Origin of the sequence: Anaeromyxobacter oryzae, assembly GCF_023169945.1 — a bacterium.
Classification (GTDB): domain Bacteria; phylum Myxococcota; class Myxococcia; order Myxococcales; family Anaeromyxobacteraceae; genus Anaeromyxobacter; species Anaeromyxobacter oryzae.
In genome coordinates this window covers 1,045,989-1,070,434 of sequence record NZ_AP025591.1, presented here as the reverse complement: position 1 = coordinate 1,070,434, position 24,446 = coordinate 1,045,989, and the positions used below count along the sequence as shown (strand labels likewise).

General features: G+C 73.6%; 20 protein-coding genes. 14 read left to right on the top strand and 6 right to left on the bottom strand.

The window, feature by feature from the left end:
* Position 1 precedes the first annotated feature (1 nt).
* Together AMOR_RS04595 and AMOR_RS04590 are read right to left on the bottom strand one after the other, a co-directional pair.
* On the bottom strand, positions 2-679 hold the full coding sequence (locus AMOR_RS04595; RefSeq protein WP_248358901.1) for an HAD family hydrolase: 678 nt from the start codon (positions 677-679) through the stop codon (positions 2-4).
* A gap of 75 nt (positions 680-754) precedes the next feature.
* Positions 755-1,717, bottom strand: a complete 963-nt coding sequence (locus AMOR_RS04590; protein WP_248358898.1) for an NAD-dependent epimerase/dehydratase family protein — start codon at positions 1,715-1,717, stop codon at positions 755-757.
* Between the two features lie 145 nt (positions 1,718-1,862).
* On the opposite strand from AMOR_RS04590, the gene AMOR_RS04585 reads away from it, so the two are divergent.
* The 12 genes from AMOR_RS04585 to ccoS all read left to right on the top strand — a co-directional run bounded on the left by AMOR_RS04585 (position 1,863) and on the right by ccoS (position 15,068).
* Complete coding sequence (locus AMOR_RS04585; protein WP_248358895.1) at positions 1,863-2,270, top strand: hypothetical protein; 408 nt, start codon at positions 1,863-1,865, stop codon at positions 2,268-2,270.
* A 54-nt stretch (positions 2,271-2,324) separates the two neighbouring features.
* Positions 2,325-4,331, top strand: a complete 2,007-nt coding sequence (locus AMOR_RS04580; protein ID WP_248358892.1) for a molybdopterin oxidoreductase family protein — start codon at positions 2,325-2,327, stop codon at positions 4,329-4,331.
* Positions 4,332-4,438: 107 nt separating this feature from the next.
* Positions 4,439-6,496: a PAS domain-containing sensor histidine kinase gene (locus AMOR_RS04575; RefSeq protein ID WP_248358889.1), complete on the top strand. Its 2,058-nt coding sequence runs from the start codon at positions 4,439-4,441 to the stop codon at positions 6,494-6,496.
* 180 nt (positions 6,497-6,676) lie between these two features.
* On the top strand, positions 6,677-8,110 hold the full coding sequence (locus AMOR_RS04570; RefSeq protein ID WP_248358887.1) for a cbb3-type cytochrome c oxidase subunit I: 1,434 nt from the start codon (positions 6,677-6,679) through the stop codon (positions 8,108-8,110).
* Between the two features lie 14 nt (positions 8,111-8,124).
* Positions 8,125-9,135: a cbb3-type cytochrome c oxidase subunit II gene (locus AMOR_RS04565; protein WP_248358884.1), complete on the top strand. Its 1,011-nt coding sequence runs from the start codon at positions 8,125-8,127 to the stop codon at positions 9,133-9,135.
* A gap of 13 nt (positions 9,136-9,148) precedes the next feature.
* Positions 9,149-9,430, top strand: a complete 282-nt coding sequence (locus tag AMOR_RS04560) for a hypothetical protein (protein WP_248358881.1) — start codon at positions 9,149-9,151, stop codon at positions 9,428-9,430.
* 67 nt (positions 9,431-9,497) lie between these two features.
* Positions 9,498-9,638, top strand: a complete 141-nt coding sequence (locus AMOR_RS04555; RefSeq protein WP_248358878.1) for an LPXTG cell wall anchor domain-containing protein — start codon at positions 9,498-9,500, stop codon at positions 9,636-9,638.
* Positions 9,628-10,860, top strand: a complete 1,233-nt coding sequence (locus AMOR_RS04550) for a 4Fe-4S dicluster domain-containing protein (RefSeq protein WP_248358876.1) — start codon at positions 9,628-9,630, stop codon at positions 10,858-10,860. The genes AMOR_RS04555 and AMOR_RS04550 overlap by 11 nt, the downstream gene beginning before the upstream one ends.
* Positions 10,857-11,678, top strand: coding sequence for a FixH family protein (locus tag AMOR_RS04545; RefSeq protein WP_248358873.1), 822 nt, complete (start codon positions 10,857-10,859; stop codon positions 11,676-11,678). The genes AMOR_RS04550 and AMOR_RS04545 overlap by 4 nt, the downstream gene beginning before the upstream one ends.
* A gap of 2 nt (positions 11,679-11,680) precedes the next feature.
* Positions 11,681-12,355 carry a sulfite exporter TauE/SafE family protein gene (locus tag AMOR_RS04540; RefSeq protein WP_248358870.1) on the top strand — a complete coding sequence of 225 codons (675 nt, stop codon included), beginning with the start codon at positions 11,681-11,683 and terminating at the stop codon, positions 12,353-12,355.
* Positions 12,352-14,853, top strand: a complete 2,502-nt coding sequence (locus tag AMOR_RS04535) for a heavy metal translocating P-type ATPase (RefSeq protein ID WP_248358868.1) — start codon at positions 12,352-12,354, stop codon at positions 14,851-14,853. Before AMOR_RS04540 ends, AMOR_RS04535 begins: the two co-directional genes overlap by 4 nt.
* On the top strand, positions 14,850-15,068 hold the full coding sequence (gene ccoS, locus AMOR_RS04530; RefSeq protein WP_248358866.1) for a cbb3-type cytochrome oxidase assembly protein CcoS: 219 nt from the start codon (positions 14,850-14,852) through the stop codon (positions 15,066-15,068). The genes AMOR_RS04535 and ccoS overlap by 4 nt, the downstream gene beginning before the upstream one ends.
* Before the next feature lie 130 nt (positions 15,069-15,198).
* Here ccoS and AMOR_RS04525 read toward each other — a convergent pair whose 3' ends face one another.
* Complete coding sequence (locus AMOR_RS04525) at positions 15,199-17,163, bottom strand: ATP-binding protein (protein ID WP_248358864.1); 1,965 nt, start codon at positions 17,161-17,163, stop codon at positions 15,199-15,201.
* 218 nt (positions 17,164-17,381) lie between these two features.
* Between AMOR_RS04525 and acnB the strand changes: the two genes are divergently transcribed.
* Entirely contained in the window at positions 17,382-19,931 is a 2,550-nt protein-coding gene (acnB, locus tag AMOR_RS04520) for a bifunctional aconitate hydratase 2/2-methylisocitrate dehydratase (protein ID WP_248358862.1), read from the top strand.
* Between the two features lie 61 nt (positions 19,932-19,992).
* On the opposite strand, the gene AMOR_RS04515 is transcribed toward acnB, so the two are convergent.
* Both AMOR_RS04515 and AMOR_RS04510 read right to left on the bottom strand, forming a co-directional pair.
* Positions 19,993-20,457 carry a DUF2383 domain-containing protein gene (locus AMOR_RS04515; RefSeq protein WP_248358861.1) on the bottom strand — a complete coding sequence of 155 codons (465 nt, stop codon included), beginning with the start codon at positions 20,455-20,457 and terminating at the stop codon, positions 19,993-19,995.
* Positions 20,458-20,529: 72 nt separating this feature from the next.
* Positions 20,530-20,997 carry a ferritin-like domain-containing protein gene (locus AMOR_RS04510; RefSeq protein WP_248358860.1) on the bottom strand — a complete coding sequence of 156 codons (468 nt, stop codon included), beginning with the start codon at positions 20,995-20,997 and terminating at the stop codon, positions 20,530-20,532.
* A gap of 155 nt (positions 20,998-21,152) precedes the next feature.
* Between AMOR_RS04510 and AMOR_RS04505 the strand changes: the two genes are divergently transcribed.
* A complete protein-coding gene (locus tag AMOR_RS04505) occupies positions 21,153-21,830 on the top strand; it encodes an NUDIX hydrolase (RefSeq protein WP_248358858.1) in 678 nt (225 codons plus the stop codon).
* Between the two features lie 103 nt (positions 21,831-21,933).
* Here AMOR_RS04505 and AMOR_RS04500 read toward each other — a convergent pair whose 3' ends face one another.
* Complete coding sequence (locus tag AMOR_RS04500) at positions 21,934-24,312, bottom strand: OmcA/MtrC family decaheme c-type cytochrome (RefSeq protein WP_248358856.1); 2,379 nt, start codon at positions 24,310-24,312, stop codon at positions 21,934-21,936.
* Positions 24,313-24,446: the final 134 nt, after the last annotated feature.

Here is a 24,446-nt window from a genome sequence, read left to right as displayed (position 1 = left end):
GCTATTCCTCCGTGGTGCGCAGGATCGGCCACTCGTACGCGCGGGCGACGCGCGCGAGGCGGGCGTCGGGGTTCACGGCGGCCGGGTGGCCGACGACCGCGAGCATCGGGTAGTCGCTGAACGAGTCGGAGTAGGCGAAGCTCTTCTCGAGGGCGACGTGGTGCTTCACGCACCAGTCGCGGACGACGAGCGCCTTGTGCGCGCCCTCGATGATGGGGGGCACGACGCGCCCGGTGGCGATGCCCTGCACGAACCGCATCCGGTTCGCGAGCACCTCGTCCGCGCCGAGGTGCTCGGCGAGGCGACGCACGGTGAAGTCCAGCGCGCCGGTGACGAACACGATGCGGCACCCGGCGCGGCGCGCCTCGTCCACGAGCCGGCGCGACCCGGAGTGAACCGCGGGCTTCAGCACGTCCTCGAAGAGCTCGTCCGCGAGCGTCTCGAGCCGGTCCTCGCTCTGGCCCCGGTAGTACGCGTAGAACAGCTCGTTGAACGTCTTCCGGTCGACGCGGTCCGTCGCGAGGAAGAGCGGGATCGAGAGGACCGTCTTCGCGGTCTGCCATGCGGTCCCGAACAAGGACCCCTGGTTCATGGCGTAGTAGGCGAACGCGTGGACGATGTTCGTGCGGACGAGCGTGCCGTCCACGTCGAAGAACGCGGCCTTGCCGGATTCCGCCATCGGTCCGGACAAGTAGACCGCTGCGAGCGCAATTGGCAAGGCGGAAGGGACCCCCCTCGAGGGATGCACGCTCCGTCAGAGCCACCCGTGCGCCCGGTACCAGTCCGCCGCGCGTGCGACGGAGGTCGCGAGGGGCGTGTCGGCCACGAAGCCGAGCCGGTCGCGCGCCTTCGCTGGATCGCACCGCCACCCCGGCGCGAGCACCTGGGCCGCGAGCTTCCGGTTCAGCGGGAGCTTCCTCCCGGTCAAGTCGGTCAGGAGGTCCGCGAGGCGCGCCGCACCGCGCACCACCGGGGCGGGGACGGGCACCCGCCGCGCGCGCACCCCGAGCGCGCGCGCCGCCTCCTCCATGAGCCCGCGCGCGCTGGTCGGCTCCGGCGAGGCGAGGAAGAACACCTCGCCCCGCGCCTCGGGAGCGTCGGCGAGCAGCAGGAGGCCCCGGGCGCAGTCGTCGACGTCGATCCACGAGAGGGGGCGATCGCCGAAGTCGAGGGCGAGGCCGGCCCGGGCGATGCGGAAGAAGAGGAGGTTCTCCCGGTCGCCCGGCCCCATGATCCGCGGCGGTCGCGCGATGGCGACCGGCACCCGCCCGGCGTACGAGAGCGCGATCCGCTCCGCCTCCGCCTTCGACGCGCCGTAGGGCTCGACCGGCGAGAGCGGCGCGTCCTCCCGGACGGCGTCGCGAGACGGGCCGACCGCCGCGCGCGACCCGGCGAGGACGAACCGCGAGAGCCCGGGCGCAGCGGCGAGGCATGCGTCGAGGAGGAGCCGCGTCGAGCCCGCGTTCACCCGGAGGAACTCCGCGGGGTCCGTCGCGCGGCGCACGCCCGCGAGGTGGAACACCACGTCGGCCCCCGCCACCGCGCGCCGGAGCGTCTCCGGGTCCGTCGCGTCGCCCACGATCGGCTCCGCGCCGAGCGCCGCGACGACCTCCGGATCGCGCCGCACGAGCGCCGCGACGCGGTCTCCCCGCGCCGACAGCGCGCGAAGGAGGGCCTGGCCGAGGAAGCCGCCGGCGCCGGTGACGAGCGAGCGCACGATCGCGCGGATGAGAACCACACGCCCGCGCGAGCGTCAACCCGGCGTGACCGGGTCCAAGGCACCCTTGTCGGGATGGCGAGCGCGTCCCTACGGTGAAGGAAGGGACCCCCGGCCGGGAGAGGCCAGGGAGGGGGGAGGAGGCATGAAGAGGATCATCAGAGCGGTGGTGGCGGTGCTGGTCGGGGTGGCGCTCTGCTTCGCGAGCGTGGCTCGCGCGGAGGAGGTCTACGTCCGCCAGGGGAGCGCCGCGGGCACCATCGCGCGCGACGCGGTGGGTGGCACGGTGCTCGGCTCCGCGGTGGCAGGCGGCATCATTCTGTACCAGACGCAGATCAACGACCGGAGCAACTACGACTGGCAGCGGACCCTCGGGTACGGAGCGCTCATCGGCCTCGGCGTCGGCCTGGTGTGGGGCGTCGTCGACGCGACCACCGGGCCGGCCTACGGCATGGCGACGCCGGTCCACGACGGGAACTCGATGTCGCTCGACCTCCGGCGCGTGGATCAGAGCAACGAAGCGCTGTTCCCGGTGGCGCTGGGCCGGTTCTAGGAGCGCCGGGGGGCGGCATCGCCGCGGGCTCGTCGCCGCGGTATGTTCGCGGTGATGCCGACCCTCGCTCGCTCCGTCTGCCCGTTCGACTGCCCCGATGCCTGCGGCCTCCTCGTCGAGGTCGAGGGCGGCCGCGCCCTGGCGGTGCGCGGGGACCCGGAGCACCCGTACTCGCGGGGCACGCTCTGCCCGAAGATGAACGGCTACGACCGGACGGTCCACGCACCCGACCGGATCGCGCACCCCCTCGTCCGCACCGGGCCGAAGGGCGCCGGCGCGTTCCGGCGCGCCACGTGGGACGAGGCGATCCGGATCGTCACCGATCGCTGGAAGGCGATCGCGGCCGAGAGCGGCGGCGAGGCGATCCTGCCGTACTCCTACGCGGGCTCGATGGGGCTCGTGCAGCGGAACGCCGGGATGGCGTTCTTCCATCGCCTCGGCGCGACCCGCCTCGAGCGGACGATCTGCACGCCGGCGCAGGCGGCCGGCTGGAGCGCGGTGATGGGGGCGACCCCGGGGCCGTCCCCGGACGTCGTGCGGGAGTCCGACCTCGTCGTCCTGTGGGGCATCAACGCCGTCGCGACCAACCTCCACTTCGTCGCCCGCGTGAAGGAGGCGCGCCGGAACGGCGCGCGCGTGATCCTCGTCGACACCTACGCGAACGACACGGCGGCCATCGCGGACGAGGTGGTCCTCGTGCGCCCCGGCGCGGACGCCGCCCTCGCTCTCGGCGTCGTGCACGTCCTCGCCCGCGAGGGGCTCGCGGACGAGCGGTTCCTCGCCGCCGAGGCGATCGGCTGGCCGGAGCTCCGGGCGCGGGCGCTGGCCGGGTACGCGCCCGCCGACGTGAGCGCCCGCACCGGCGTCCCCGCCGAGACGATCGAGACCCTCGCGCGCGCGCTCGGCCGCGCCCGCGCGCCGTTCATCCGGATCGGCGGCGGCCCGTCGCGCTACGGGAACGGCGCCATGACGATCCGCAGCATCGTCGCGCTCGCGGCGGTGCTGGGCGTGCACGACCGGAGGGGCGGCGGCTGCCTCGCGTCGACGTCGTCCTCGGCGGCGTTCGACCTCTCCCCGCTGACCCGCGAGGACCTGCTGTCGCGCCCGACGCGCGCCGTGAGCATGAACCAGCTCGGTCGCGCGCTGAACGAGCTCTCCGACCCGCCGATCCGCGCCATGTACGTCTGGTGCTCGAACCCGGCCGCGGTCGCGCCCGACCAGAACGCGGTGCTCCGCGGGCTCGCGCGCGAGGACCTGTTCCTCGTCGTGCACGAGCGCTTCATGACGGACACGGCGCGCCTCGCCGACGTCGTCCTCCCCGCGACGACGTCGCTCGAGCACGCCGACCTGTACCGGTCCTACGGCCACTACGCCGTCCAGCGGGTCCGCCCGGCGATCCCGCCCGTCGCCGAGGCGCTGCCGAACTGGGACGTGTTCCGGCGGCTCGCCGCGGCCATGGGCTTCGACGAGCCGCTCTTCCGGATGAGCACGGACGAGGTGATCGAGCTCCTCCTCGCGCGGACCGCGCCGCGGTGGCTCGGGGAGGCCGACCGGGCGCGTGTCGCGTCGGGCGAGCCCGTGGTGCTCGCGCCGCCACCGGGCCCGCGCTGGGGGACGCCGTCCGGCAGGATCGAGCTCCTGAACGCCGCGCAGCCCGAGCCGCTCCCCGGCTACCTGCCCGCTCACGCCGACGCGGGCACGCTGCCGCTCCGCCTCGTGACCGCCCCCGCCCTGTACACGCTCAACTCGTCGTTCCAGGAGCGGCCCGAGCTCCGGGAGAAGGCGGGCGGGATGATCCTGAAGCTCGCGCCGGCCGAGGCGGCCCGACGCGGCCTCGCGGACGGCCAGGCCGTCGTCGCCTGGAACGAGCTCGGGGAGGCGACGTTCGTCCTGCGCATCCTGGACGGCGTCCCGCCAGGCGTGGCCGTCGCCGAGGGTGTCTTCTGGCTCACCCACGCACCCGGCGCGCGCAACGTGAATGCGCTCACGTCGCAGCGGCTCACGGACCAGGCGCGCGGCTCGACCTTCTACGACAACCGGGTGGACGTCCGCTCCGCCTGACCGACCCTCCAATCGGGCGGACGGGGAGAGCGGGTCCGGCGCGACCGCTTCCGCCCGCCTCGCGCGAACCGCTACGATGCGCGCTCCGGGGGGAGCCGGAGGGGCCGTTGGCGGACCAGCACGACGCGTCGAAGACGGATCCCGCCGGCGCGCCCGCGGCGACCGAGCTGGAGCGCCGCTTCCAGTCGATCCTCGACGCCGTCCCGGCGCCGATATGGTTCAAGGACCTGGCCGGCATCTACCAGGGGTGCAACGCCGCGTTCGAGCGGTACCTGGGCCAGCCGCGCGGCGGGATCGTGGGCCACACCGTGTTCGAGGTCGCGCCGCCGGACCTCGCGCGCACCTACCGCGCGGCGGACGACGCGCTGTTCCGCACGGGCGACACGCAGGAGTACGAGACCCAGGTGGAGTGGGCGGACGGGTCCCGCCGCGAGGTGGTGTTCCGGAAGGCCGTCATCCGCGACCGGGACGGGGCGACCGCGGGGCTCGCGGGGATGATGCTCGACGTGACGGAGCTTCGCGCCGCCGAGCGTCAGCTCAGGGCCCGGCTCGCGCAGCAGGCCGCGCTGGCCGCGCTCGCGGGGCGCGCGCTCGGGAGCGAGCGCCCGGTGGACTTGGTCGTGGACGCGGTCCGGACCGCCGTCGACGCGCTCGGGTTCACGGGCGGCAGCGTCCTCGAGCTCGCGGACGGCGGCGAGCTGCTCCGGCCGCTCGGCGCCGTCGGCGTGCCGCCGGGCCACGGGGTCCCGCTCGCACAGCTCCCGCTGGCCGATGCGGTCCTCTCCGCCGACCGGGCGGTGTGGCTCGAGGACGCCGCCGCGGCGCCGGCCTCGGCCATCCCGCCCTCGCTCCGCGCAGCGGGCGCGCGCCGGCTCGCGGCGACGCGGGTCGGGAGCAGGGACGCCCCGCTCGCGATCCTGCTCGTACACGCCGACACGCCGGGAGCCGTCTCGGAGGAGGACCTGGGCTTCCTCGACGCGGTCGCGCACGTCCTCGCCATCGCGCTCTCGCGGCGGACGGCCCTCGCCCTCGCCCGCGCGCACGCCGACAGCTTCCAGCGGCTCGTCGACGCATCGCCGGACTACGTCGTCCTCCACCGCCGCGGCGTCATCCTGTACGCGAACGCCGCGCTCGCGCGCCGGCTCGGCCGGCCGGGCGAGGCGCTCGTCGGCACGTCCGTCCTCGACTGGACGCACCCCGACGACGCGGCCGCGATCCGCGACCGCGTGCTCTCGACCAGCGAGAAGCCGCCGCTCGAGGTGCGGATCGGGACCGCGGGCGGCTGGCGCTGGGCCGAGTTCCTCGGCGTCGAGATCGACGTCGGCGGCGAGCCGGCGCGCGTGGCGCTGGGCCGCGACCTCACGGAGCGCAAGGAGGCCGAGGTCCGGCTCGCGGTCGCCGACCGGCTCGCGAGCGTGGGCCGCGTCGCGGCGGGCGTCGCCCACGAGCTCAACAACCCGCTCGCGTTCGTGCGCGCGAACCTCGAGTGGGCGGTGGAGCAGCTCGCGGAAGGCGCGACCGATCCGGCCCGGATCCGCGACGCGATCGGCGCGCTCGAGGAGGCGGTGGAGGGGACGGACCGCATGCGCGTCATCGTCCGCGACCTCCGCACGCTCTCGACGGCCGGCGCGGAGGAGCACGGGCCGGTGGACGTCGCGCGCGCGCTCGAGTTCGCCGTGAAGCTCGCCGCGCCGGAGCTGCGGGGGCGGGCCCGCGTGATCGTCGACGTGGAGCCGGTCGCGCCGGTGCGCGGGAGCGAGGCGCGGCTCGGGCAGGTGTTCCTGAACCTCATCGTGAACGCCGCGCACGCGGTGTCCGACGAGGCCGCGGTCGCCCGCGAGGTGCGCATCCGCGCGCGCGCGCACGGCGCGGACCGGGTCGCGATCGAGATCTCGGACACGGGGCCGGGCATCGCGCCCGAGCTCCAGTCGCGGATCTTCGAGCCGTTCTTCACCACCAAGCCGGCGGGCGTCGGGACCGGCCTCGGCCTGTGGGTCTGCCGCAACATCGTCGCCGCGCACGGCGGCGCGCTGGAGGTGGAGAGCGCGCCGGGCGAGGGGGCGACCTTCCGCGTCGTGCTCGACGCGATCCGCGACGGCGCTCCGGCCGCGGGCCGCCGTCCGGCGGATGCGGTCACTCCGCGCCTCCGGTCGAGCAGCCGCTAGCCGGCGCCAGGCTGCGCTTACTGCGACCGAGTCGCGTCGCGGGAACACATCCGCTGCTCGTGTCGGTTCTTGTATCAGGCCACGAAGGGGCCAGGACTTACCGCCTCTTTCCTGATCCCGGTCACCCTCGGGTATCCTTGCGCGCGATCATTTCCCGGACAACGGGAGGGAATGGGGCACATGAACGACTATCGGTACGACCACCGGACGGTCCAGGGGTTCATCCTCTCGGCCATCTTCTGGGGGGTCGTGGGCATCGTCATCGGGCTGCTCATCAGCGTGCAGCTGTGGCTGCCGGCGGCGAACTTCACCCCGTGGCTGACCTACGGGCGGCTCCGCGCGGTCCACACGAACGGCCTCGCGTTCGGGCTCGGCGTCGGCGCGATCTTCGGGCTCACCTATTACGTGGTGATGCGCCTCTGCAAGCGGCCGCTCCTGTTCCCGCGGCTCGCGCGCGCGCAGCTGTGGCTCTTCAACGTCGGCATCGCCGCCGCCGCGGTGAGCCTGATGATGGGCTACACGCAGTCGCTCGAGTACGCGGAGCTCGAGTGGCCCCTCGACATCGCCATCGTGGTGCTCTGGGTGATGTTCGCGGTGAACGTCTTCGGGACGATCATCAAGCGGAACGAGGAGCAGATGTACGTGTCGCTCTGGTACGCCATCGCGACCGTCGTCGCCGTCGCCATCCTCTACCTGGTGAACAACCTCGCGATCCCGGCGGGCGGGATGAAGAGCTACCACCTCTTCGCCGGCGTGAACTCCGCGAACGTGCAGTGGTGGTACGGGCACAACGCGGTGGGCTTCGTGTTCACGACCCCCATCTTGATGATGTTCTACTACTTCCTCCCGAAGGCGACCGGGCTGCCGATCTACAGCCACCGGCTCTCCATCGTCGCGTTCTGGTCGCTCATCTTCTCGTACATGTGGACGGGCGCGCACCACCTCGTCTACACGCCGCTCCCGGACTGGATCCAGACGCTCGCGATCGTCTTCACGATGTTCCTCATCGCGCCGAGCTGGGGCTCGGTGGTGAACGGCTACTACACCGTCGGTCAGGACTGGTCGAAGATGAAGACCAACTACCTGACCAAGTTCTTCGTCCTCGGGATCACCTTCTACGGCCTGCAGACGGTGCAGGGGCCGACGCAGGCGCTCCGCGTCGTCTCGCAGCTCATCCACTACACCGACTGGGTGCCGGGCCACGTGCACATGGGCACCATGGGCTGGGTGACGATGACCGTCTGCGCGTCGGTCTACTACGTCATCCCCAAGATCTACGGGACCACGATCTACTCGGAGAAGATCGCCAACGTCCACTTCTGGCTCGTGCTCGTCGGCCAGCTCCTCTTCTCGGTGACGATGTGGATCACCGGCATCCAGCAGGGCTGGATGTGGAAGGCCACCGACGCCTCCGGGACCCTCAAGTACTCCTTCATGGAGGGGCTCGAGCGGAACTATCCGTACTGGCACACGCGCACGCTCGCCGGGATCATCTTCACCGTCGGCATGCTGTTCTTCATCTACAACGTCCTGAAGACCATCCAGAAGGGCAAGGCGCTCGAGGCGGCGCAGGATCGCGCCCGGCCGGCCCCGGCTGCGGTCTCGGCGGCGTAGGGAGGGACGACACCATGAGCGGAAACATCTACCGGAAGCCCGTCGCCTTCGCGGTGCTCGCGACCGTCGTCGTCCTCGTCGGCACCATCGTCATGATGGTCGTCCCGATCTTCACCCCGGGCACGCACCCGCCGCCGCCCGCCGGCATGAAGCCGCTCGACGGCCTCGCCCTCGCCGGGCGCGACGTCTACCAGCGCGAGGGCTGCGTCAACTGCCACACCCAGACGGTCCGGCCGCTGAAGAGCGAGGTCGTCCGCTACAAGGGGAACCGCGCCAAGGTGCCGAGCGAGCAGTACTCGCTCGCCGGCGAGTTCGTCTGGGACCACCCGTTTCTCTGGGGCTCGAAGCGCACCGGCCCGGACCTCGCGTTCGAGGGCTGGGTGAAGCCGTCGAAGGACTGGCAGGCGGCGCACCTCGAGAACCCGCGGGCGCTCGTGCCGCGCTCGAACATGCCGGCGTACCGGTTCCTGAAGGACGGGAAGCTCGACGCCGCGGACATCCAGGGCCACATGCGGGCGCTGCGCACGCTCGGCGTCCCGTACACCGACGCGGACATCGAGGCCGTCCCGGCGGTCGTGGGGGGGAAGAGCGAGCTGGACGCCCTCGTGGCGTACGTCGTCTCGCTCGGGCGCGGCGTGGACCGCGGCGGGGCCGCCGGCGGCGAGGTCGACCTCGCGGTGGCGAACCCGCACGCGAACGACGTCGCGGCGGTCGTGAAGGGGAAGAAGCTCTTCGAGGCGAACTCGTGCAGCGCGTGCCACGGCGACGAGGCCCAGGGCACCGAGGGCGTCGCGCCGAGCCTCATCGACGACACCTTCCTCGGCGTGAAGGGCGATCTGCCCGACGCGGCGTACTTCGCGGTGATCAAGGGCGGCTCGGACGCGAAGAAGGCGCTGGGCCGCCCGGGCCAGCCGGACGGCGGGATGCAGGCGTACGGGAGCGATCTGTCCGACGACGACATCTGGTCGATCGTGGCGTGGCTCAGGAACCAGAAGGCGCACGAGGCGGCCGAGGGCCACCACTAGGAGGCCGACCATCATGTCCGAACCGCAGCTGGACGACATCGAGGCGTTCGAGGCGAAGGGCACCGCGAGGAAGCTGCCCGCCGGCTGGCTCCTCCTGTTCTGGGGGCTCATCGTCTTCGGCGCGTACTACCTCTGGGCGTACACGCCCGCGCTCGGCGGCTGGTCGCAGTCGCAGGACCTCGAGGGGAACGGCGCCGCGGCGTCGTCGAACCTCCTCGCGACCATCCTGTTCACCGCGATCCCCACGATCGCCGCCGTGCTGATCATCCTCACCCAGCGGAAGAAGAAGGGCTGAGCGACGGCGCTCCGGGCTCCGCCTGCGCGGGGCCCGGAGCCGCTCCGCTCCGCACCCCGAGAGAACCATGGGCTCCGACACCGCCTACCTGATCTTCGGCGCGACGCTGTGCCTCGCGCTCGCCGGGATCATCGCCTTCTACTTCTCCCGGCGGCGGAAGGACCGGGTGGAGCACGCGAAGTACAAGATGCTCGAGGATGACGACTAGCTTCCAGAGGTGGCGCAGGATCGCGGGGGCAGCCCAGGCGCTCGTCGTCCTCGGGCTGCCCTTCGTGTCCGTCGGCGGGGAGAGCGCGCTCCGCCTCGACGTGCCGGGCGGGCGCCTCCTCGCGTTCGGCGCGACGTTCGCGGTAGACGAGGGCTTCGTCGTGCTCGCGGCGGTGCTCTTCCTCGCGGCGGCGTTCCTCCTCGTCACCGTGCTCTTCGGGCGCGTCTGGTGCGGCTGGTCGTGCCCGCAGACGGTGCTCGGGGAGTTCACCGCGCCGGTCGCGCCCGAGCGGCGCGCGCGGCCGCGGCGCTGGCGCCGGCCGGTCGGGTTCCTCCTCGTCTTCCTCGTCTCCGCGCTCTTCTCCGCCGCGACGCTCTGGTACTTCGTCCCGCCGCAGGAGTTCCTCCGCCGCCTCGCGGCCGGCGCGCTCGGGCCGGTGCTCGGCGGCGCGTGGGCCGCGCTCGGCGCGGTGCTGTTCGCGGACCTCGCCTTCGTGCGCGGTACGTTCTGCGCGACGGTCTGCCCGTACGCGAGGCTGCAGGGCGTCCTCTTCGACCCGTCGACGCTCGTCGTCGCGTACGACGCGCGCCGCGCCGCGGACTGCGTGGACTGCGGCGCGTGCGTCCGGGTCTGCCCGACCGGCATCGACATCCGCGACGGCCTGCAGATGGAGTGCATCGCCTGCGCCGCGTGCATCGACGCGTGCCGGCCGATCATGGCGAGGCTCCGGCGCGCGCCCGATCTCGTCGGCTACTTCCACGGCGCGCCGGGCGCCCCGCGCCGGCTCGTCCGCCCGGCGACGGTGGCGCTCGCCGCCGCGACCGCGGCCGCGCTCGTCGGCCTCGTCGCGGTGGTCGCCGGCCGCGACCTGGTGGGGCTCGTCGCGAGCGCCGACGCCGGCTTCGCCGCGCGCCGGGGCGCGGACGGGCGAGTCGTGAACGCCTACGCCGTCGCGCTCGAGAACCGCGCGCGGACGCCGGTCTCGGTGACCCTCGCCCTCGCGCCCTCGCGCGCCGGCGCGGAGGGCTGGGACGTCTCGGTCCGCCCCGACACGATCGCGCTCCACGCGGGCGAGCACCGGCAGGTCCGGGTCGTCGCGACGGCGCGCGGGCTCCCCGCCGGCGTCGAGCCCGCGCTCCTCGTCGCGGAGGTCCGCGCCGGCGAACGCGTGCTCGAGCGGCGCTCCACGAAGCTCTCGATCCTGGTCCCGGAGGCTCCTTGAAGCTGCTCATCGCCGTCGCCGCCGTCGCTGCCCTCGGCGCGGTCGCAGCCGCCATCTACGTGGGCAGCCAGGTCCGCGAGGACACGGTCGTCGCGAAGCCCTACGAGGAGGGGCTCCAGCACGACGCCGAGCACCACGCCCGCGCGGCGCTCGGGTGGACGGTGACCGTCCCCGGCGAGCCGCTCCCCGCGGCGGGGCCGATCGTCTTCGAGCTCCGGGACCACGCCGGCGCGCCGCTCGCGGGCGCGACGGTCTCCCTGACCGTGACGCGCGCCGAGAGCAGCCACGGTCAGTGGACGGCCGAGGCGCGGGACGCGGGCGGCGGGCGCTACGTCGTGGACTCCGCGTTCGCCGCGCCGGGCGGGTGGGAGCTCCGGTTCGACGTCCGCCACGGCGCGGACCGGTCGAGGCTGTCGCGCGTCGTGTCGGTCGCGGCGGCGGCCGCGGCGCCCGGGCCCGCCCGGTGCGATCTCGCCGCGAACCCGTGCACGCTCGACCTCGGCGGCGGCGGCGCGGTGACGCTCGAGCTCGGCCCGCGCCCGCTCCGGACGATGGCGGACCTCGTGGTCGCGGCGGAGGTCAGGCAGGGTGGCGCGCCGCTGGACGGCGCCGCCGTCGCGGTCGCCTTCGAGATGCAGGGCATGGACATGGGGCCGAACCGGACGTCGCTCGCCCGCGCCGGCGCGGGCCGCTACGCGGGGAAGGCCGTCCTCGTCCGCTGCCCGAGCGGGCGGAAGGACTGGAGCGCGCGAGTCACCGTGGCGCCCGCGGGCGGCGCGCCGCGCACGGCGGACGTGGCGTTCCGGGTGGAGGAGTAGGCGTGGCGGGCACCATCGCCATGGCGTTCGTGACCGGGCTCCTCGGGGGCTTCGGCCATTGCCTCCCGATGTGCGGCCCGCTCGTGGGCGCCTTCGCCCTCGCCGGCGCGCCGCGCGGCACGGCCCGGGCGCTCCAGGGGCAGCTCGCCTACCACGCCGGGCGGCTCACCACCTACGCGATGGTGGGCGGCGTCATGGGGATGACCGGCTCGTTCGTGAACGTCGCGGGGCGGCTCGCCGGCGTGACGGCGGCGGCGTCGGTCATCGCGGGCGTCGTCATGGTCCTCATGGGCCTCGGCGCCGCCGGCCTCGCGCTCTCCGTCCGTCGCATCGAGGCCCGCGCGGCCGGAAAGCTGTCCGCCCTCGCGCGCACGCTCCTCGAGGGCGGCGCGGCCGGCCGCCTGTACCCGCTCGGCCTCGTCCTCGGCTTCCTGCCGTGCGGCCTCTCCTGGACGCTCTTCCTCGGCGCCGCCGGGACCGGCCACCCCGCGACCGGCCTCCTCCTCGCCCTCGTGTTCGGCCTCGGCACGCTGCCGGCGCTGCTCCTCGCCGGCGTCGCGACGAGCTGGCTCGGCGCGCGGGCGCGCGGCGTCCTCTACCGCGCCGGCGGCCTCCTCGTCGCCGCGCTCGGCGTCGTCTTCGTCCTGCGCGGGCTCGGGGTCGGAGGGCTCGGGTGACGGCGCTGCGCTGCGATCACTGCCTGGCCGACTTCCCCGCGCGCGAGGCGGTGCGCGCCGAGATCGCCGGTGCGCCGCGCGTGTTCTGCTGCGCGGGGTGCCGGGGCGTCTTCCAGCTCGTTCACGACGAGGGGCTCGCCGCGTACTACGACACGCGCCGCTGGTCGGAGACCGGCCCCGCCGGCGCGGCGCCGCTCGATCTCGCCGCGTTCGAGGGCGCGGTGCGCGAGGCGGGCGGGATCGCCGAGGTCGACGTCGCCATCGACGGCATCCGCTGCGCCTCGTGCGTCTGGCTGAACGAGAAGCTCCTCGCCCGGACGCCGGGCGTGCTCGCGGCGCGCGTGAACTACGCGACGCACCGGGCGCGCGTCCGCTTCGATCCGGCGGCGGTGGACCTCGCGCGGATCCTCGATCGGATCCGGGCCGCCGGCTACTCGCCCAAGCCGTGGTCGGACACCGAGCAGCTCGCCGCGCGCCGTGCGGAGGCGAAGGACCTGCTCGTCCGGCTCGGCACCGCGGCGTTCCTGTCGATGCAGCTCATGGTGTACCAGGGCGCGCTCTACGCCGGGTACTTCCAGGGCATCGATCGCTCGACGCGGCGGCTCATGGAGTGGATCGCCCTCGCGCTCACGCTGCCCGTGGTCCTGTACGCCGGCGCGCCGTTCCTGCGGGCGACCGCGCGCGGGCTCCGCCACCTGCGGTTCAACATGGACGCGCTCGTGGTGATCGGCTCCGGCGCGGCGCTCCTGCAGAGCGTCTGGGGCATGCTCCGCGGCGGCGAGGTCTACTTCGACACCGCCGCGATGATCCCCACGCTCGTCCTCGTCGGCCGCTACGTCGAGGCGGCGGCGAAGGGGCGCGCGTCGGAGGCGGTGGCGCGCCTCGCCCGGCTCGCGCCGCGCGAGGCGCGGCGGGTCGAGGCGGGCTCCGGCGGGACGCCGGCGCGGCGGAGCGTGCCGGTGTCGGAGCTCCGCCCGGGCGACCGGATCGAGGTGCTTCCGGGCGAGCGGATCGCGCTCGACGGCACGGTGCTCGAGGGTGCGTCGGAGGTGGACGAGGCGCTCCTCACCGGCGAGTCGCGGCCGGTCGCGAAGGCGCCGGGCGCGGCGGTGATCGGCGGGACGGTGAACCAGCACGGCGCGCTCCTCGTCGAGGTGACGCGCGTCGGGAAGGACACCGTGCTCGCCGGGATCGTCCGCGCCGTGGAGGACGCGCAGGCCCAGAAGCCGCGGATCCAGGCGGTGGCGGACCGCGTCGTCGGCGGGTTCGTGCCGGCGATGCTCGTCCTCGCCGTGGCGACGTCGGCCTTCTGGCTCGCGCGCGGCGCCCCCGCGGAGCGGGCGCTCATGACCGGCATCGCCGTGGTGGTGATCGCCTGCCCGTGTGCCCTCGGCCTCGCGACGCCGATCGCGGTGCTGGTGGCGACCGGCGCGGCGACCACCCGCGGGATCCTCGTCAAGGGCGGCGACGTCCTCGAGCGCGCCGCGAAGGCGACCGACGTCCTCCTGGACAAGACCGGCACCGTGACGCGCGGCCGTCCCGCCCTGCGCGAGGTCGTGCCGCTCGCCCCCGGGCTCGATCGCGACGGGGCCCTCGCGCTGGCGGCCGCCGTCGAGCGGCGGAGCGAGCACCACGTCGGGCGCGCGGTCGCGGAGGCCGCGCGCGCGCTCGTCGCCGGCGCCGAGCGGGAGGCGACGGGGTTCCGCGCCGTGCCGGGCCAGGGCGTCGTCGCGCTCGTCGGCGGGGACGAGGTGCTGGTGGGCAACCGCGCGCTGCTCGCGGCCCGCGGCGTCGCGCTGCCGCCCGACGCGGACGCACGCGCCCGCGTGTGCGAGGCGCGGGCGGAGACGGTCGCGTTCCTCGCGCGCGGCGGACGCCTGGAGGCGCTGCTGTCTGTGGCGGACCCGGTCCGGCCGGAGGCGCCCGCTGCCATCGCGGCGCTCCGGGCGCTCGGGGTCGAGCTCGCCCTCGTGAGCGGGGACACCGCGCTCACCACCGGGGCCGTCGCGGGCGGGCTCGGTCTCGCCGCGCTGGCTGGCGCGTCGCCCGTCGAGAAGCGCGCCGAGGTGGCGCGCCGCCAGGCGGCGGGGCGGCGCGTGGTGTTCGCGGGCGACGGGCTCAACGACGCGCCCGCGCTCGTCCAGGCCGACGTCGGCGCGGCGATGGGGCGCGGGACGGACGTCACGATGGAGAGCGCGGACGTGGTGCTGGTCCGGGACGATCTCCGCCTCCTCCCGGAGCTCGTCTCCATCTCGCGGCGCGCGTACGCCGTCATCCGCCAGAACGTCTTCTGGGCGTTCTTCTACAACCTCGTCGCGATCCCGCTCGCCATGGCCGGCGTGCTCCACCCCATCGTCGCCGCCGCGGCGATGGCGGCGAGCTCGGTGTTCGTCGTCGGGAACTCGGTGCGACTGCGGCGCCTCGCGGTGCCCGTGCCGGTGAGGGCGGTCGCGACGGCGCCCCGCGCGGCCGCGGCGCCGGCGGGGATGGCGCCATGAGCATCGGGCTCCTGATCCTGCTCTCGCTGGCCGTCGGGATCGGGGCCTGGCTGCTCTTCATGTGGTCGGTGAAGAGCGGGCAGTACGAGGACCCCGAGGGGCCGAAGTACCGGATGCTGGAGGACGAGGAGGAGGAGGGTGCCCCGCCGGCCCGGGATCCCGGGCGCGATCACGGGGGGCGTGACGATCGCGGGCGTCCGCGCGGCGGTGCGTGACCGGGAACGGGGCCACGGGCCGCGGGGACTCGGGCATCGGGCCACGGGAAGCGGGTCATGGGCACGGAGGGACTCGGGCACGTTCACGGGCACGGGCACGGGCACGCCGTGCGTGTCCGATCGCCGGCCGTCACTGGCGCGCCGCCCGGATCCGCTCGTCCACCCTCGCCCGGAGCTCGGCGGGCTCCACCGGCTTCTCGAGGTACGGCCGCCCCGCCGCGAGGAACGCGCGGGAGCGGTCGGTGAACGCGCCGCCGGTGAGATAGATGACGCACGGCACGAGCGCCGGCGCGACCTCGGCGATCCGATCCTCGAGGTCCATCCCGGAGAGCTCCGGCATCATGAGGTCGCAGAGGATCACGTCCCAGCGCTCGCCTCCGGCGATGCGCCGGAGCGCCTCCGCCGGGGACACGAGCGCCTCGACGTCGTGGCTCGACTGGAGCAGGCGGACCAGGCTCCGGCCGACGAGCGGCTCGTCGTCGAGCACGAGCACGCGCCCGCGGCGCGGCGCGGCCGGCGGGACCGGCGTCGCCGGCCCCGCCTCCCGTTCCGGCTCCGGGGCGATGGGCAGCGACACCCGGAAGCGCGCGCCCTGCCCGGGCAGGCTCTCGACGTGGATCCGCCCGCCGAGCCCGGTCACGATGCCGTGGCAGACCGACAGCCCGAGGCCGGTGCCGCAGCCCACCGGCTTCGTCGTGAAGAACGGATCGAAGATCCGGGGCAGGTCCGCCGGCGCGATGCCCGCGCCCGTGTCGCGCACCTCCACGACGACCCAGTCGCCGTCGATCCCGGCGGCGATGCGGACCTCGTTCTCTGCGGCGCGCCCCTCCGGGATCGCCTGCGCCGCGTTCAGGAGGAGGTTCACGAGCACCTGCCCGAGGTCGTGCTCGCCGGCGATCACCCGCGGCAGGCTCGCCGGCACGTCCACCGAGACGCGCGCCCGGTGGACGAGCTCGTTCCGGGCGAGCCCGAGCGCCGCCTCGATCTCCGTCGCCACGTCCACCGGCTCGTGGGCGGCGGCGCGCTCCGGCACCGCGAACTGCCGCAGGCCGCGGACGATCGCGCGGACCCGGCCGGCGCCGTCGAGCGCGTCCCGGAGCGCCTGGCGCAGCTCGCCCGGCGCGGGCGCGCCCGGCGTGCCCCGCTCGAGCTGCGCGAGGGCGTCGTTCACGAAGCCGAGGTTGGACACCACGTAAGCGAGCGGGTTGTTCATCTCGTGCGCGACGCCCGCGGCGAGCGTGCCGACGCTCGCGAGCCGGTCGGCGGCCTGGAGCTGCGTCTGGAGACCCTTCAGCTCGGTCACGTCCGTCATCGTGCCGGCGGCGCACGTGGGCCGGCCCGACGCGTCGCGCTCGTACACGCGGCCGCTCGCGACGATCCAGCGCCACCCTCCGTCGCGCGCGCGGACCTGGTACTCGGAGCGGAGCCAGGGCGTCAGGCCGGCGACGTGCGCCTCGAACGCGGCGCGCGCAGCGCGGCGGTGGTCGGGGTGGATGAGCGCGCGCCACGACTCCATCGTGCGCGGGAACTCGCCCTCGCGGTAGCCGACGAGCGTCCAGGGCGCGCCCGCGACGAGCGCGGTCCCGGGGAGCGCCACCTCCCAGAAGGCGTGGCGCGCGCACTCGAGCGCGACGCGCAGGCGCGTCTCGCGGATGCGCACCGCCTCGCGGGCCGCCCGGACGTCGGTCACGTCGCTGAACGAGGTGACCACCGCGTAGGGCCGAGCCTCGCCGGGCCGGAGGAGCGGCTCCGAGTTCATCATCAGCCAGCGCACGGCGCCGTCCGGCACGCACACGCCCATGAGCGTGCCGCGGACCGGGCTCCCGTCCCGGAGCGTGCGGTTGGCGGGGTACTCGTCGGCCGGGAACGGCGAGCCGTCGTCGCGGATCACCCGCCAGATGGGATCGGAGGAGGTCCGGCCGAGGATCGCGTCTCGGTCGACGCCGAGCAGCCGCTCCGCCGACGGGTTGCAGTCCAGGATCCGGCCCCGATCGTCGAAGAAGACGACCCCTTCCGACATCGCCGCGACGACGGACCGGTAGCGCTCCGCAGCCTCGCGCAGCGCCTCGTCCGTCCCATCCAGTCGTCCGCTCACGGGTGCCCCCCCCCGGGGCCTGATTCTGGCAGAACGCCGCAGGGGCGGGCAGTGCTGGAAAACCCTGGCCAATGTGGACTGGTCAGGTCCCAAAAAGCTGCGTTCTTCCGGGTGGTTCTGCGGGTGGGAGCGGCTGACACCCGTGGCGGGCCGTGCTATAGGGCATCGCTTCCGAAGCCTATCCACCCGCAGTCCCGAAACTCCCCAAGGAGGAGCCAGTGATCGAGGCGTACCTGAAGCACGAGGCCGAGCGGAAGGCGCAGGGGATCCCCCCCAAGCCCCTCGATCCCGAGCAGACCCGGGAGCTCGTCAAGCTGCTCGAGAGCCCGCCGAAGGGCCAGGAGGCGTTCCTCCTCGGGCTGCTCCGGGACCGCGTCTCCCCGGGCGTCGACGCCGCCGCCGAGGTGAAGGCGGCGTTCCTCGCCGACGTGGCCTCGGGCAAGAAGAAGTGCCCGCTCGTCTCCCGCAAGGACGCGGTCGAGCTGCTCGGCACGATGATGGGCGGCTACAACGTGCCGCCGCTCGTCGCCGCGCTGAAGGACGCCGAGCTCGCCGACGCCGCCGCGAAGGCGCTCTCCCACACCACCTACGTCTACGGCGCCTTCGACGACGTCCTCGCGCTCTCGAAGACGAACGCGGCCGCGAAGAAGGTCGTCGACGCGTGGGCGAAGGCGGAGTGGTTCACGAACCGCCCGGCCTTCCCGGAGACCTTGAAGCTCAAGGTCTTCAAGGTCGACGGCGAGATCAACACCGACGACTTCTCGCCCGCCGGCGACGCGTCGACCCGCCCGGACATCCCGCTCCACGCGCTCGCGATGGGCAAGACCCGGTTCAAGGGCGGCCTCGACACGATCGCGAAGTTCCGCGCCGAGGGCTTCCAGGTCGCCTTCGTCGGCGACGTGGTCGGCACCGGGTCCTCCCGCAAGTCGGCCTGCAACTCGGTCCTCTGGCACATCGGCGAGGACATCCCGTTCGTCCCGAACAAGCGCCGCAACGGCGTGATCATCGGCGGCGTCATCGCCCCGATCTTCTTCAACACGGCGCAGGACTCGGGCGCGCTCCCGATCCGGACGGACGTCACGAAGCTCAAGACGGGCGACGTGATCGTCGTCGACACGAAGAAGGGCGAGGTCCGCACCGAGAAGGGCGAGGTCCTCTCCACCTTCAAGATCGAGCCGGTCACCGTCGCGGACGAGTTCCGCGCCGGCGGCCGCATCCCGCTCATCATCGGCCGCGCCCTCACCGACAAGGCCCGCAAGGCCCTCGGGATGCCGGCGATCACGATCTTCGCGGAGGTGAAGAACCCCCAGCCGAAGCCGGGCCAGGGCTTCTCGCTCGCGCAGAAGATGGTCGGCAAGGCCTGCGGCATCCCGGGCGCGCTGCCCGGCGGCTACTACGAGCCGAAGATGACGACCGTCGGCTCCCAGGACACGACCGGCCCGATGACGGCGGACGAGCTGAAGGAGCTCGCCTGCCTCAAGTTCCTGGCGCCGATGACGATGCAGTCGTTCTGCCACACGGCCGCGTACCCGAAGCCGGCCGACGTGAAGATGCACAAGACGCTGCCGCAGTTCATCCAGGAGCGCGGCGGCGTGGCGCTCCGGCCGGGCGACGGCGTGATCCACTCGTGGCTGAACCGGCTCCTCCTCCCGGACACGGTCGGCACCGGCGGCGACTCGCACACCCGGTTCCCCATCGGCATCTCCTTCCCGGCGGGCTCCGGCCTCGTCGCCTTCGGCGCGGCGCTCGGCTTCATGCCGCTCGACATGCCGGAGTCGGTGCTGGTCCGGTTCAAGGGCAAGCTGAACCCCGGGATCACGCTCCGTGACGTCGTGAACGCGATCCCGTACTGGGCCATCAAGCAGGGCCTCCTCACCGTGCCGAAGAAGAACAAGAAGAACGTCTTCAACGGGCGCGTCCTCGAGATGGAGGGCCTGCCGGACCTCACCGTCGAGCAGGCGTTCGAGCTGACCGACGCGGCGGCGGAGCGCAGCGCGGCCGCGGCGGCGGTGGACCTCTCCGAGAAGAGCGTCGCGACCTACCTCCGGTCGAACGTGGCGCTCATGCGGAAGATGATCGCCGACGGCTACGGCCACAAGGCGGCGCTCGAGAACCGCATCGCCGCCGTCGAGGCGTGGCTCGCGAAGCCCGAGCTGCTCCGCGCCGACAAGAACGCGGAGTACGCCGCGGTCATCGAGATCGACCTCGCCCAGATCACCGAGCCGATCCTCGCCTGCCCGAACGATCCCGACGACGTGAAGCTCCTGTCCGAGGTCGCCGGCACGAAGATCGACGACGTGTTCCTCGGCTCCTGCATGACCAACATCGGCCACTTCCGCGCCGCCGGGGAGATCTGGAAGGGCGCGAAGTACACGGGCCAGGTCCGCACCTGGCTCTGCCCGCCGACGCGCATGGACCAGCAGCAGCTCAAGGACGAGGCGTACTACGCCACGTACAGCGCCGTCGGCGCCCGGATCGAGATCGCCGGCTGCTCGCTCTGCATGGGCAACCAGGCGCGCGTGCCGGACGCGGTGAACGTGTTCTCGACGTCGACCCGCAACTTCGACGACCGGATGGGCAACGGCGCGAAGGTGTTCCTCGGCTCCGCGGAGCTGGGCGCGGTCGCGGCGAACCTCGGGAAGCTCCCGACGCCGGCCGAGTACTTCGCGGCGTACAACGAGAAGATCGCCCCGAAGGCGGGCCAGGTGTACCGGTACCTGCAGTTCGACGAGCTGCCCGAGTACAAGGGGCTCCGCGTCGTCGCGTAGCGCCGCGGGTTCCGTGAGGTGACGAGGGCCGCGTCCGGGAAACGGGCGCGGCCCTCTCGTTTCAGATGTGCGCCCCCGCGTCCTGCTCCCAGATCCGCTGGTCGAGCGCCCGCTCGATCCACGCGAGGTGGCGCTGCTCGTCGCCGGAGTTCTTCCTCACCAGCTCGAGGACGTCCGGCGGGAATGGCTTCGCGAGCATCCGCGCGTACGTCGACGTCGTGAGCTGCTCGTTCGAGCGCATCGCCTCGAGCGCCTGCTGGGTCCCGAGCCGCGCTCGCAGCCCCGTCATCCCGCCGAGGATGGAGCCCTTCACGTCCGGCTTCGCCTGCGGCGGCTTGCGGCTCATCCCGAGCAGCACCTGCGACAGCTCGAGGATGTGCCGCTGGTGATCCACCTTGAACGCGGCGAGCGCGTTCCCGACGGGATCCTCGCCGATGCCGGCGATGGCGCGGTCGTAGGCGAGCACCGCGTCGATGTCGAGCTGAACGAGCTCCTCGAGCGCCTCCGCGATCTCCTGGTTCGTCATCCCTGGCCTCCTCCCGGAGAGAAGCTGCGGATGGCTGCGCCGCGGTGCAGCACGGCGACGCCGCGCCGGTCGCTAGGGGTGCGCGGCGGCCGCGGCGCCGGCGGCCGTCCCCAGGCGGGAGAGGGCGCGCTCGATCCAGTCGAGGTGGTGCCGCTCCTCGCCGTGGGCGCGATCGAGCAGCTCACGGATCGTCTGCGGGAACGACTTCGAGCGCGCCTTCGCGTACAGGGACGTGGTGAGCTGCTCGTTCCCGCGCAGGGCGTCGAGCAGCTCCGCGAGGGACCGGATCGCCCGGGGCGTGAGCGCGCCGATCACGACGCCCTTCACGTCGGGCTCCACCTCCGGCGGAGTCTTCGCGAGGCGCATGAACACGTCGTAGAGCGCCATCGCGTGCCGCTGGTGCTCCAGCCGGAACAGCGCGAGCTCGTCGTGGACCGGCCCCGCCGGGAGCAGCTCGAGGGCCGCGTCGTACGCCGCGACGGCGTCCGCCTCGAGCTGTACGAGCCTTGAGAGCTCCTCGATGATCTCCGAGACCTTCATCGCTGGCACGTCCTCCGCAGGGAAATGATGCGGATGCGCGCGCGCCGCGGGGGGTCCCTGGCCGGGGGAGGGCGCTGAAGGGCGCCTCCCCGGCCGGACGGTCTCGAGGAAGGTTCCCCTTCTCCCCGGCGTCGCCGCCGTGCACCATTGCAGACATGCCGAAGGTGCGCGCGATCGAGATCGTCGAGGACTACACGGCCCGGGCTCGCCTCGACGAGGGGTTCCTGCGGCTGAAGCGCTTCCGGGCGGTGAACCGGCGCGAGGACGGGAGCACCTCGCCCGAGTACCGGATCGACGTGATCGACCGCCCGACGCTCGATGCCGTCGCCGTCTGCCTGTGGGCCCGCACGGCCGCCGGCGTGGAGGTGCTCACGAGGCGCGGGCTCAGGCCCGCCGCGTACTTCCGCCGCGGGAAGCGCGCCGCCCTGCCCGAGCCGGAGTACCTGCTCGTCGAGGAGATCGTCGCGGGCGTGCTCGAGCCGGGGGAGGTCGGCGTCGAGGCGCTCCGGCGGCGCGCTGCCGACGAGGTCCTGGAGGAGGCCGGCCTCGAGGTACCCCTCGACGCGTTCCGCCCGCTCGGCGGGCCGTTCTTCCCGCTGCCAGGGATCGCCTCGGAGAAGATCCACGTGCTCGAGGCGGAGGTCGCCCGCCCCGCCGTGGCAGGCCGCTACGACGCGCCGCACGAGGGCGACGGCTCCCCGCTCGAGGAGGGCGCGGTGCTCGAGTGGCGAACGCTGCCCGGGGCGCTCAGCGCCTGCGATGCGGGCGAGATCGAGGACGCGAAGACCGAGCTCGCGTTCCGCCGCCTGGCGGCGCGCCTGCGGATGGGCTGAGCCCCGCGGCGGCGCCGGCGTGCCGAAGGCGCCGGACGCCGAGGGCCCGACCGCCGGAGCGGCCGGGCCCCCGTCCCTCTCGTTCCCCCGGGGCGCCCCGCGATCAGGGCGTCGTCGCCGGCTGCACGATCGGGTGGACCTTCTCCACCGCGAACTGCGCCCCCGCGCCGTGGCAGAGCTGGCAGTTCTGATCGCTGAGCTGCCCGTTGTTCTGCTGCGGCCCGCCGCTGTGGTTGCACTCGCCGGTCGGCGTCGTGTTGCAGGCGTTCAGGCCGGCGGTGTTGTCGAAGTGCACGCGGTCGTGGCAGCTCGTGCAGACCGCGATCGTCTTCGGGATCCGCACGTTGTCGGTCGGGTCGGCCAGGTTCGCGCCGGTGTCGACGGTGGTGTCGTGCGCGGCCGCGTTGATGGGCAGCTGGTACGTCGTGCCGTCGTGGCAGATCGCGCAGTTCCCGGCGTCGTTCGGGAAGCCGATCGGGAACGTGTTCGTGGACCCGCCGAAGCCGATCACGACGAAGTCGTGCTCGCGCACGCGGTCGGCGTGGACCGAGTGGATGAGGTACTTGAGGTCGATCGGCGCCTCGGGCTTCAGCGGCGGCGGGGTCGCGGCGGTCTGGGCGTCCGCGCGCTGCCCCTCGTCCGTCGCGTCGGGGTTGTGGCAGACGGCGCAGACCTGCGTGTTCCCGGTCCGGTTCGAGCCGTGCGCGCTGAGGAGGCCGTGGCAGGCGTTGCACTTCGCCGTCGCGACCACGACGCGCCGCGCCGGCCCGTTCGCGCCGCCGCTCGCGTCGAGGTACTTGATGTCGTTCGTCACCGGGATCCGGATGTAGGTGGTGTCGTTCACCTTCACGCCCGGATGACCCTCGAGGACGACCGTGAACGAGCTGCTCGCCGGGACCGCGACGGGCGAGGTGACCTGCCACACGCCGTCCTGGCCCGACACCGGGGTCGCGGTGGTGAGCGCGTTGATCTGCACCGCCTGGCCGGGCGCGTCGTGGCCGCCGGGGCTCTTGTTGCCGCTCCCGGCGTTGTTGTAGTCCTCGTTCGCCCACCCGACGTCGACGAAGAGCCGGCTCGCGCCTCCGATCGGCGGGGCGCTGCTCGTGTAGCTCCAGGGCGCGTCCACCGTGCCGCCTCCGGAGCCGTTGAGGACGTACGCGCGGCCGCCGTTCGTCGGGTCCGTCACGCGGAACTGGACCACCGGCAGGCGGTCGGCGCCCATGGTCACGTTCGTGATCTCGTACTTGAACTTGGCGCCCTCGACCGTGAACTGGTTCACGTGGTTCTGCTGGACGCTCGCCGGGTTGTGGCAGTTCGCGCACGCCGTGTTCGGCGAGATGTCGACCGGGTGACGGCAGTCGGCGGTGACGCCCGCCGCGCAGGTCGGCATGCCGGCGTTGTTCGCGAACTTCACGTTGTCGTGGCACGACGTGCAGGCGTTCTGGGACGCCGCCGTCCAGCGATCCGCGTTGGCGCCCTGGTGGCAGGCGGTGCAGTCGTGGATGTCGCGCGGGAACCCGACGTCGCTGAAGTCCTGGATCGCGGAGGCGGGGAGGGTGGCGGGGTTGTTCGGCGCGAACCCGACGATGAAGAACGGCTTCCCGTTCTGCACGGAGGGGAGGCTCGATCCCCGGTGGATCTTGTGGATCATCCACTTGAAGTCGACGGTGTTGCCGGACTCGGGATCCGTGGTCTGCGGCGAGTGGCAGGTGATGCAGAGCTGGGTCCCGGTGCGCCGGTCGTGCGCCTCGAGGGAGCCGTGGCACACGTTGCAGGCGGAGTCGATGACGACCTGGTACGTCTGCGGCGTGCCGCCGCTCGGGACGAAGTTGAACGACGCATGGGCCGGATGGCCCGGATCGCCCGCCGCGGCGAGCGTCCGCGTCGCCCACGACGCCACGGTCCACGTCTTGGACCGGTCGAGGTCGGTCCGGACCGGCGCGTCCATCTGGAACTTGTAGACGCCGTTCCCCTGGCTCGTGAGCCGCTGGTCCAGCGTCGCGTCCGTCGGGACGTTGGAGGACACCGCCTGCGTCGCGCTCGGGAGCGCCGCCTGCACGACGCCGGCGTCGGTCGTGTAGGGCTTCCCGGTGACGGTCCGCTCGTACGCGGAGACGTAGTCGCCCGAGTCCTGGAGCTGTGCCAGCGTGAACCGCGGAGCCGTGACCTGGTTCGTGCCGGCGGCGCTCGCGGCGCCGTTCTTGATCTCCTGGATCAGATCGATCGCCGCGCCGCTCTTGTCCGTCACCTTGAAGGTGACGGTCGGAGCGCCGGTCGCCGGGAGGTCGAGCGCCTGGATCTCCATGTTGAAGTCGGTCGGCGCCGGGGTCCCGCCCCCGCCGCCGCCGCCCCCACCGCCCCCGCCGCCGCCGCCACCACTGCCGCCGCTGCTGCTGCTGCTTCCGCACCCGCCTGCCGCGATCGTCAGGACGAACGTCACCACCGTCGCAAGGAACGCGAGCCCGCGCCACCAACGCCGCATGCGTCCTCCCTTCCAGGTTCAGGCCGCGGCCGCGCACGGCTGCGCGACGGGCGCGACGCACCTCGTGCCACGGTGGGACGCCCCGCTGGCGGGCGCACCCCTCACGGCGGGGGCGCACACAGGAGGGCAGGCGG

Excerpts from the sequence above, each read along its gene's own strand:
- AMOR_RS04595 (WP_248358901.1), bottom strand. The coding sequence starts at position 679 with ATGGCGGAATCCGGCAAGGCCGCGTTCTTCGACGTGGACGGCACGCTC.
- AMOR_RS04585 (WP_248358895.1), top strand. The coding sequence starts at position 1,863 with ATGAAGAGGATCATCAGAGCGGTGGTGGCGGTGCTGGTCGGGGTGGCG.
- AMOR_RS04580 (WP_248358892.1), top strand. The coding sequence starts at position 2,325 with ATGCCGACCCTCGCTCGCTCCGTCTGCCCGTTCGACTGCCCCGATGCC.
- AMOR_RS04570 (WP_248358887.1), top strand. The coding sequence starts at position 6,677 with ATGAACGACTATCGGTACGACCACCGGACGGTCCAGGGGTTCATCCTC.
- AMOR_RS04565 (WP_248358884.1), top strand. The coding sequence starts at position 8,125 with ATGAGCGGAAACATCTACCGGAAGCCCGTCGCCTTCGCGGTGCTCGCG.
- AMOR_RS04560 (WP_248358881.1), top strand. The coding sequence starts at position 9,149 with ATGTCCGAACCGCAGCTGGACGACATCGAGGCGTTCGAGGCGAAGGGC.
- AMOR_RS04555 (WP_248358878.1), top strand. The coding sequence starts at position 9,498 with ATGGGCTCCGACACCGCCTACCTGATCTTCGGCGCGACGCTGTGCCTC.
- AMOR_RS04550 (WP_248358876.1), top strand. The coding sequence starts at position 9,628 with ATGACGACTAGCTTCCAGAGGTGGCGCAGGATCGCGGGGGCAGCCCAG.
- ccoS (WP_248358866.1), top strand. The coding sequence starts at position 14,850 with ATGAGCATCGGGCTCCTGATCCTGCTCTCGCTGGCCGTCGGGATCGGG.
- AMOR_RS04515 (WP_248358861.1), bottom strand. The coding sequence starts at position 20,457 with ATGACGAACCAGGAGATCGCGGAGGCGCTCGAGGAGCTCGTTCAGCTC.
- AMOR_RS04510 (WP_248358860.1), bottom strand. The coding sequence starts at position 20,997 with ATGAAGGTCTCGGAGATCATCGAGGAGCTCTCAAGGCTCGTACAGCTC.
- AMOR_RS04505 (WP_248358858.1), top strand. The coding sequence starts at position 21,153 with ATGCCGAAGGTGCGCGCGATCGAGATCGTCGAGGACTACACGGCCCGG.
- AMOR_RS04500 (WP_248358856.1), bottom strand. The coding sequence starts at position 24,312 with ATGCGGCGTTGGTGGCGCGGGCTCGCGTTCCTTGCGACGGTGGTGACG.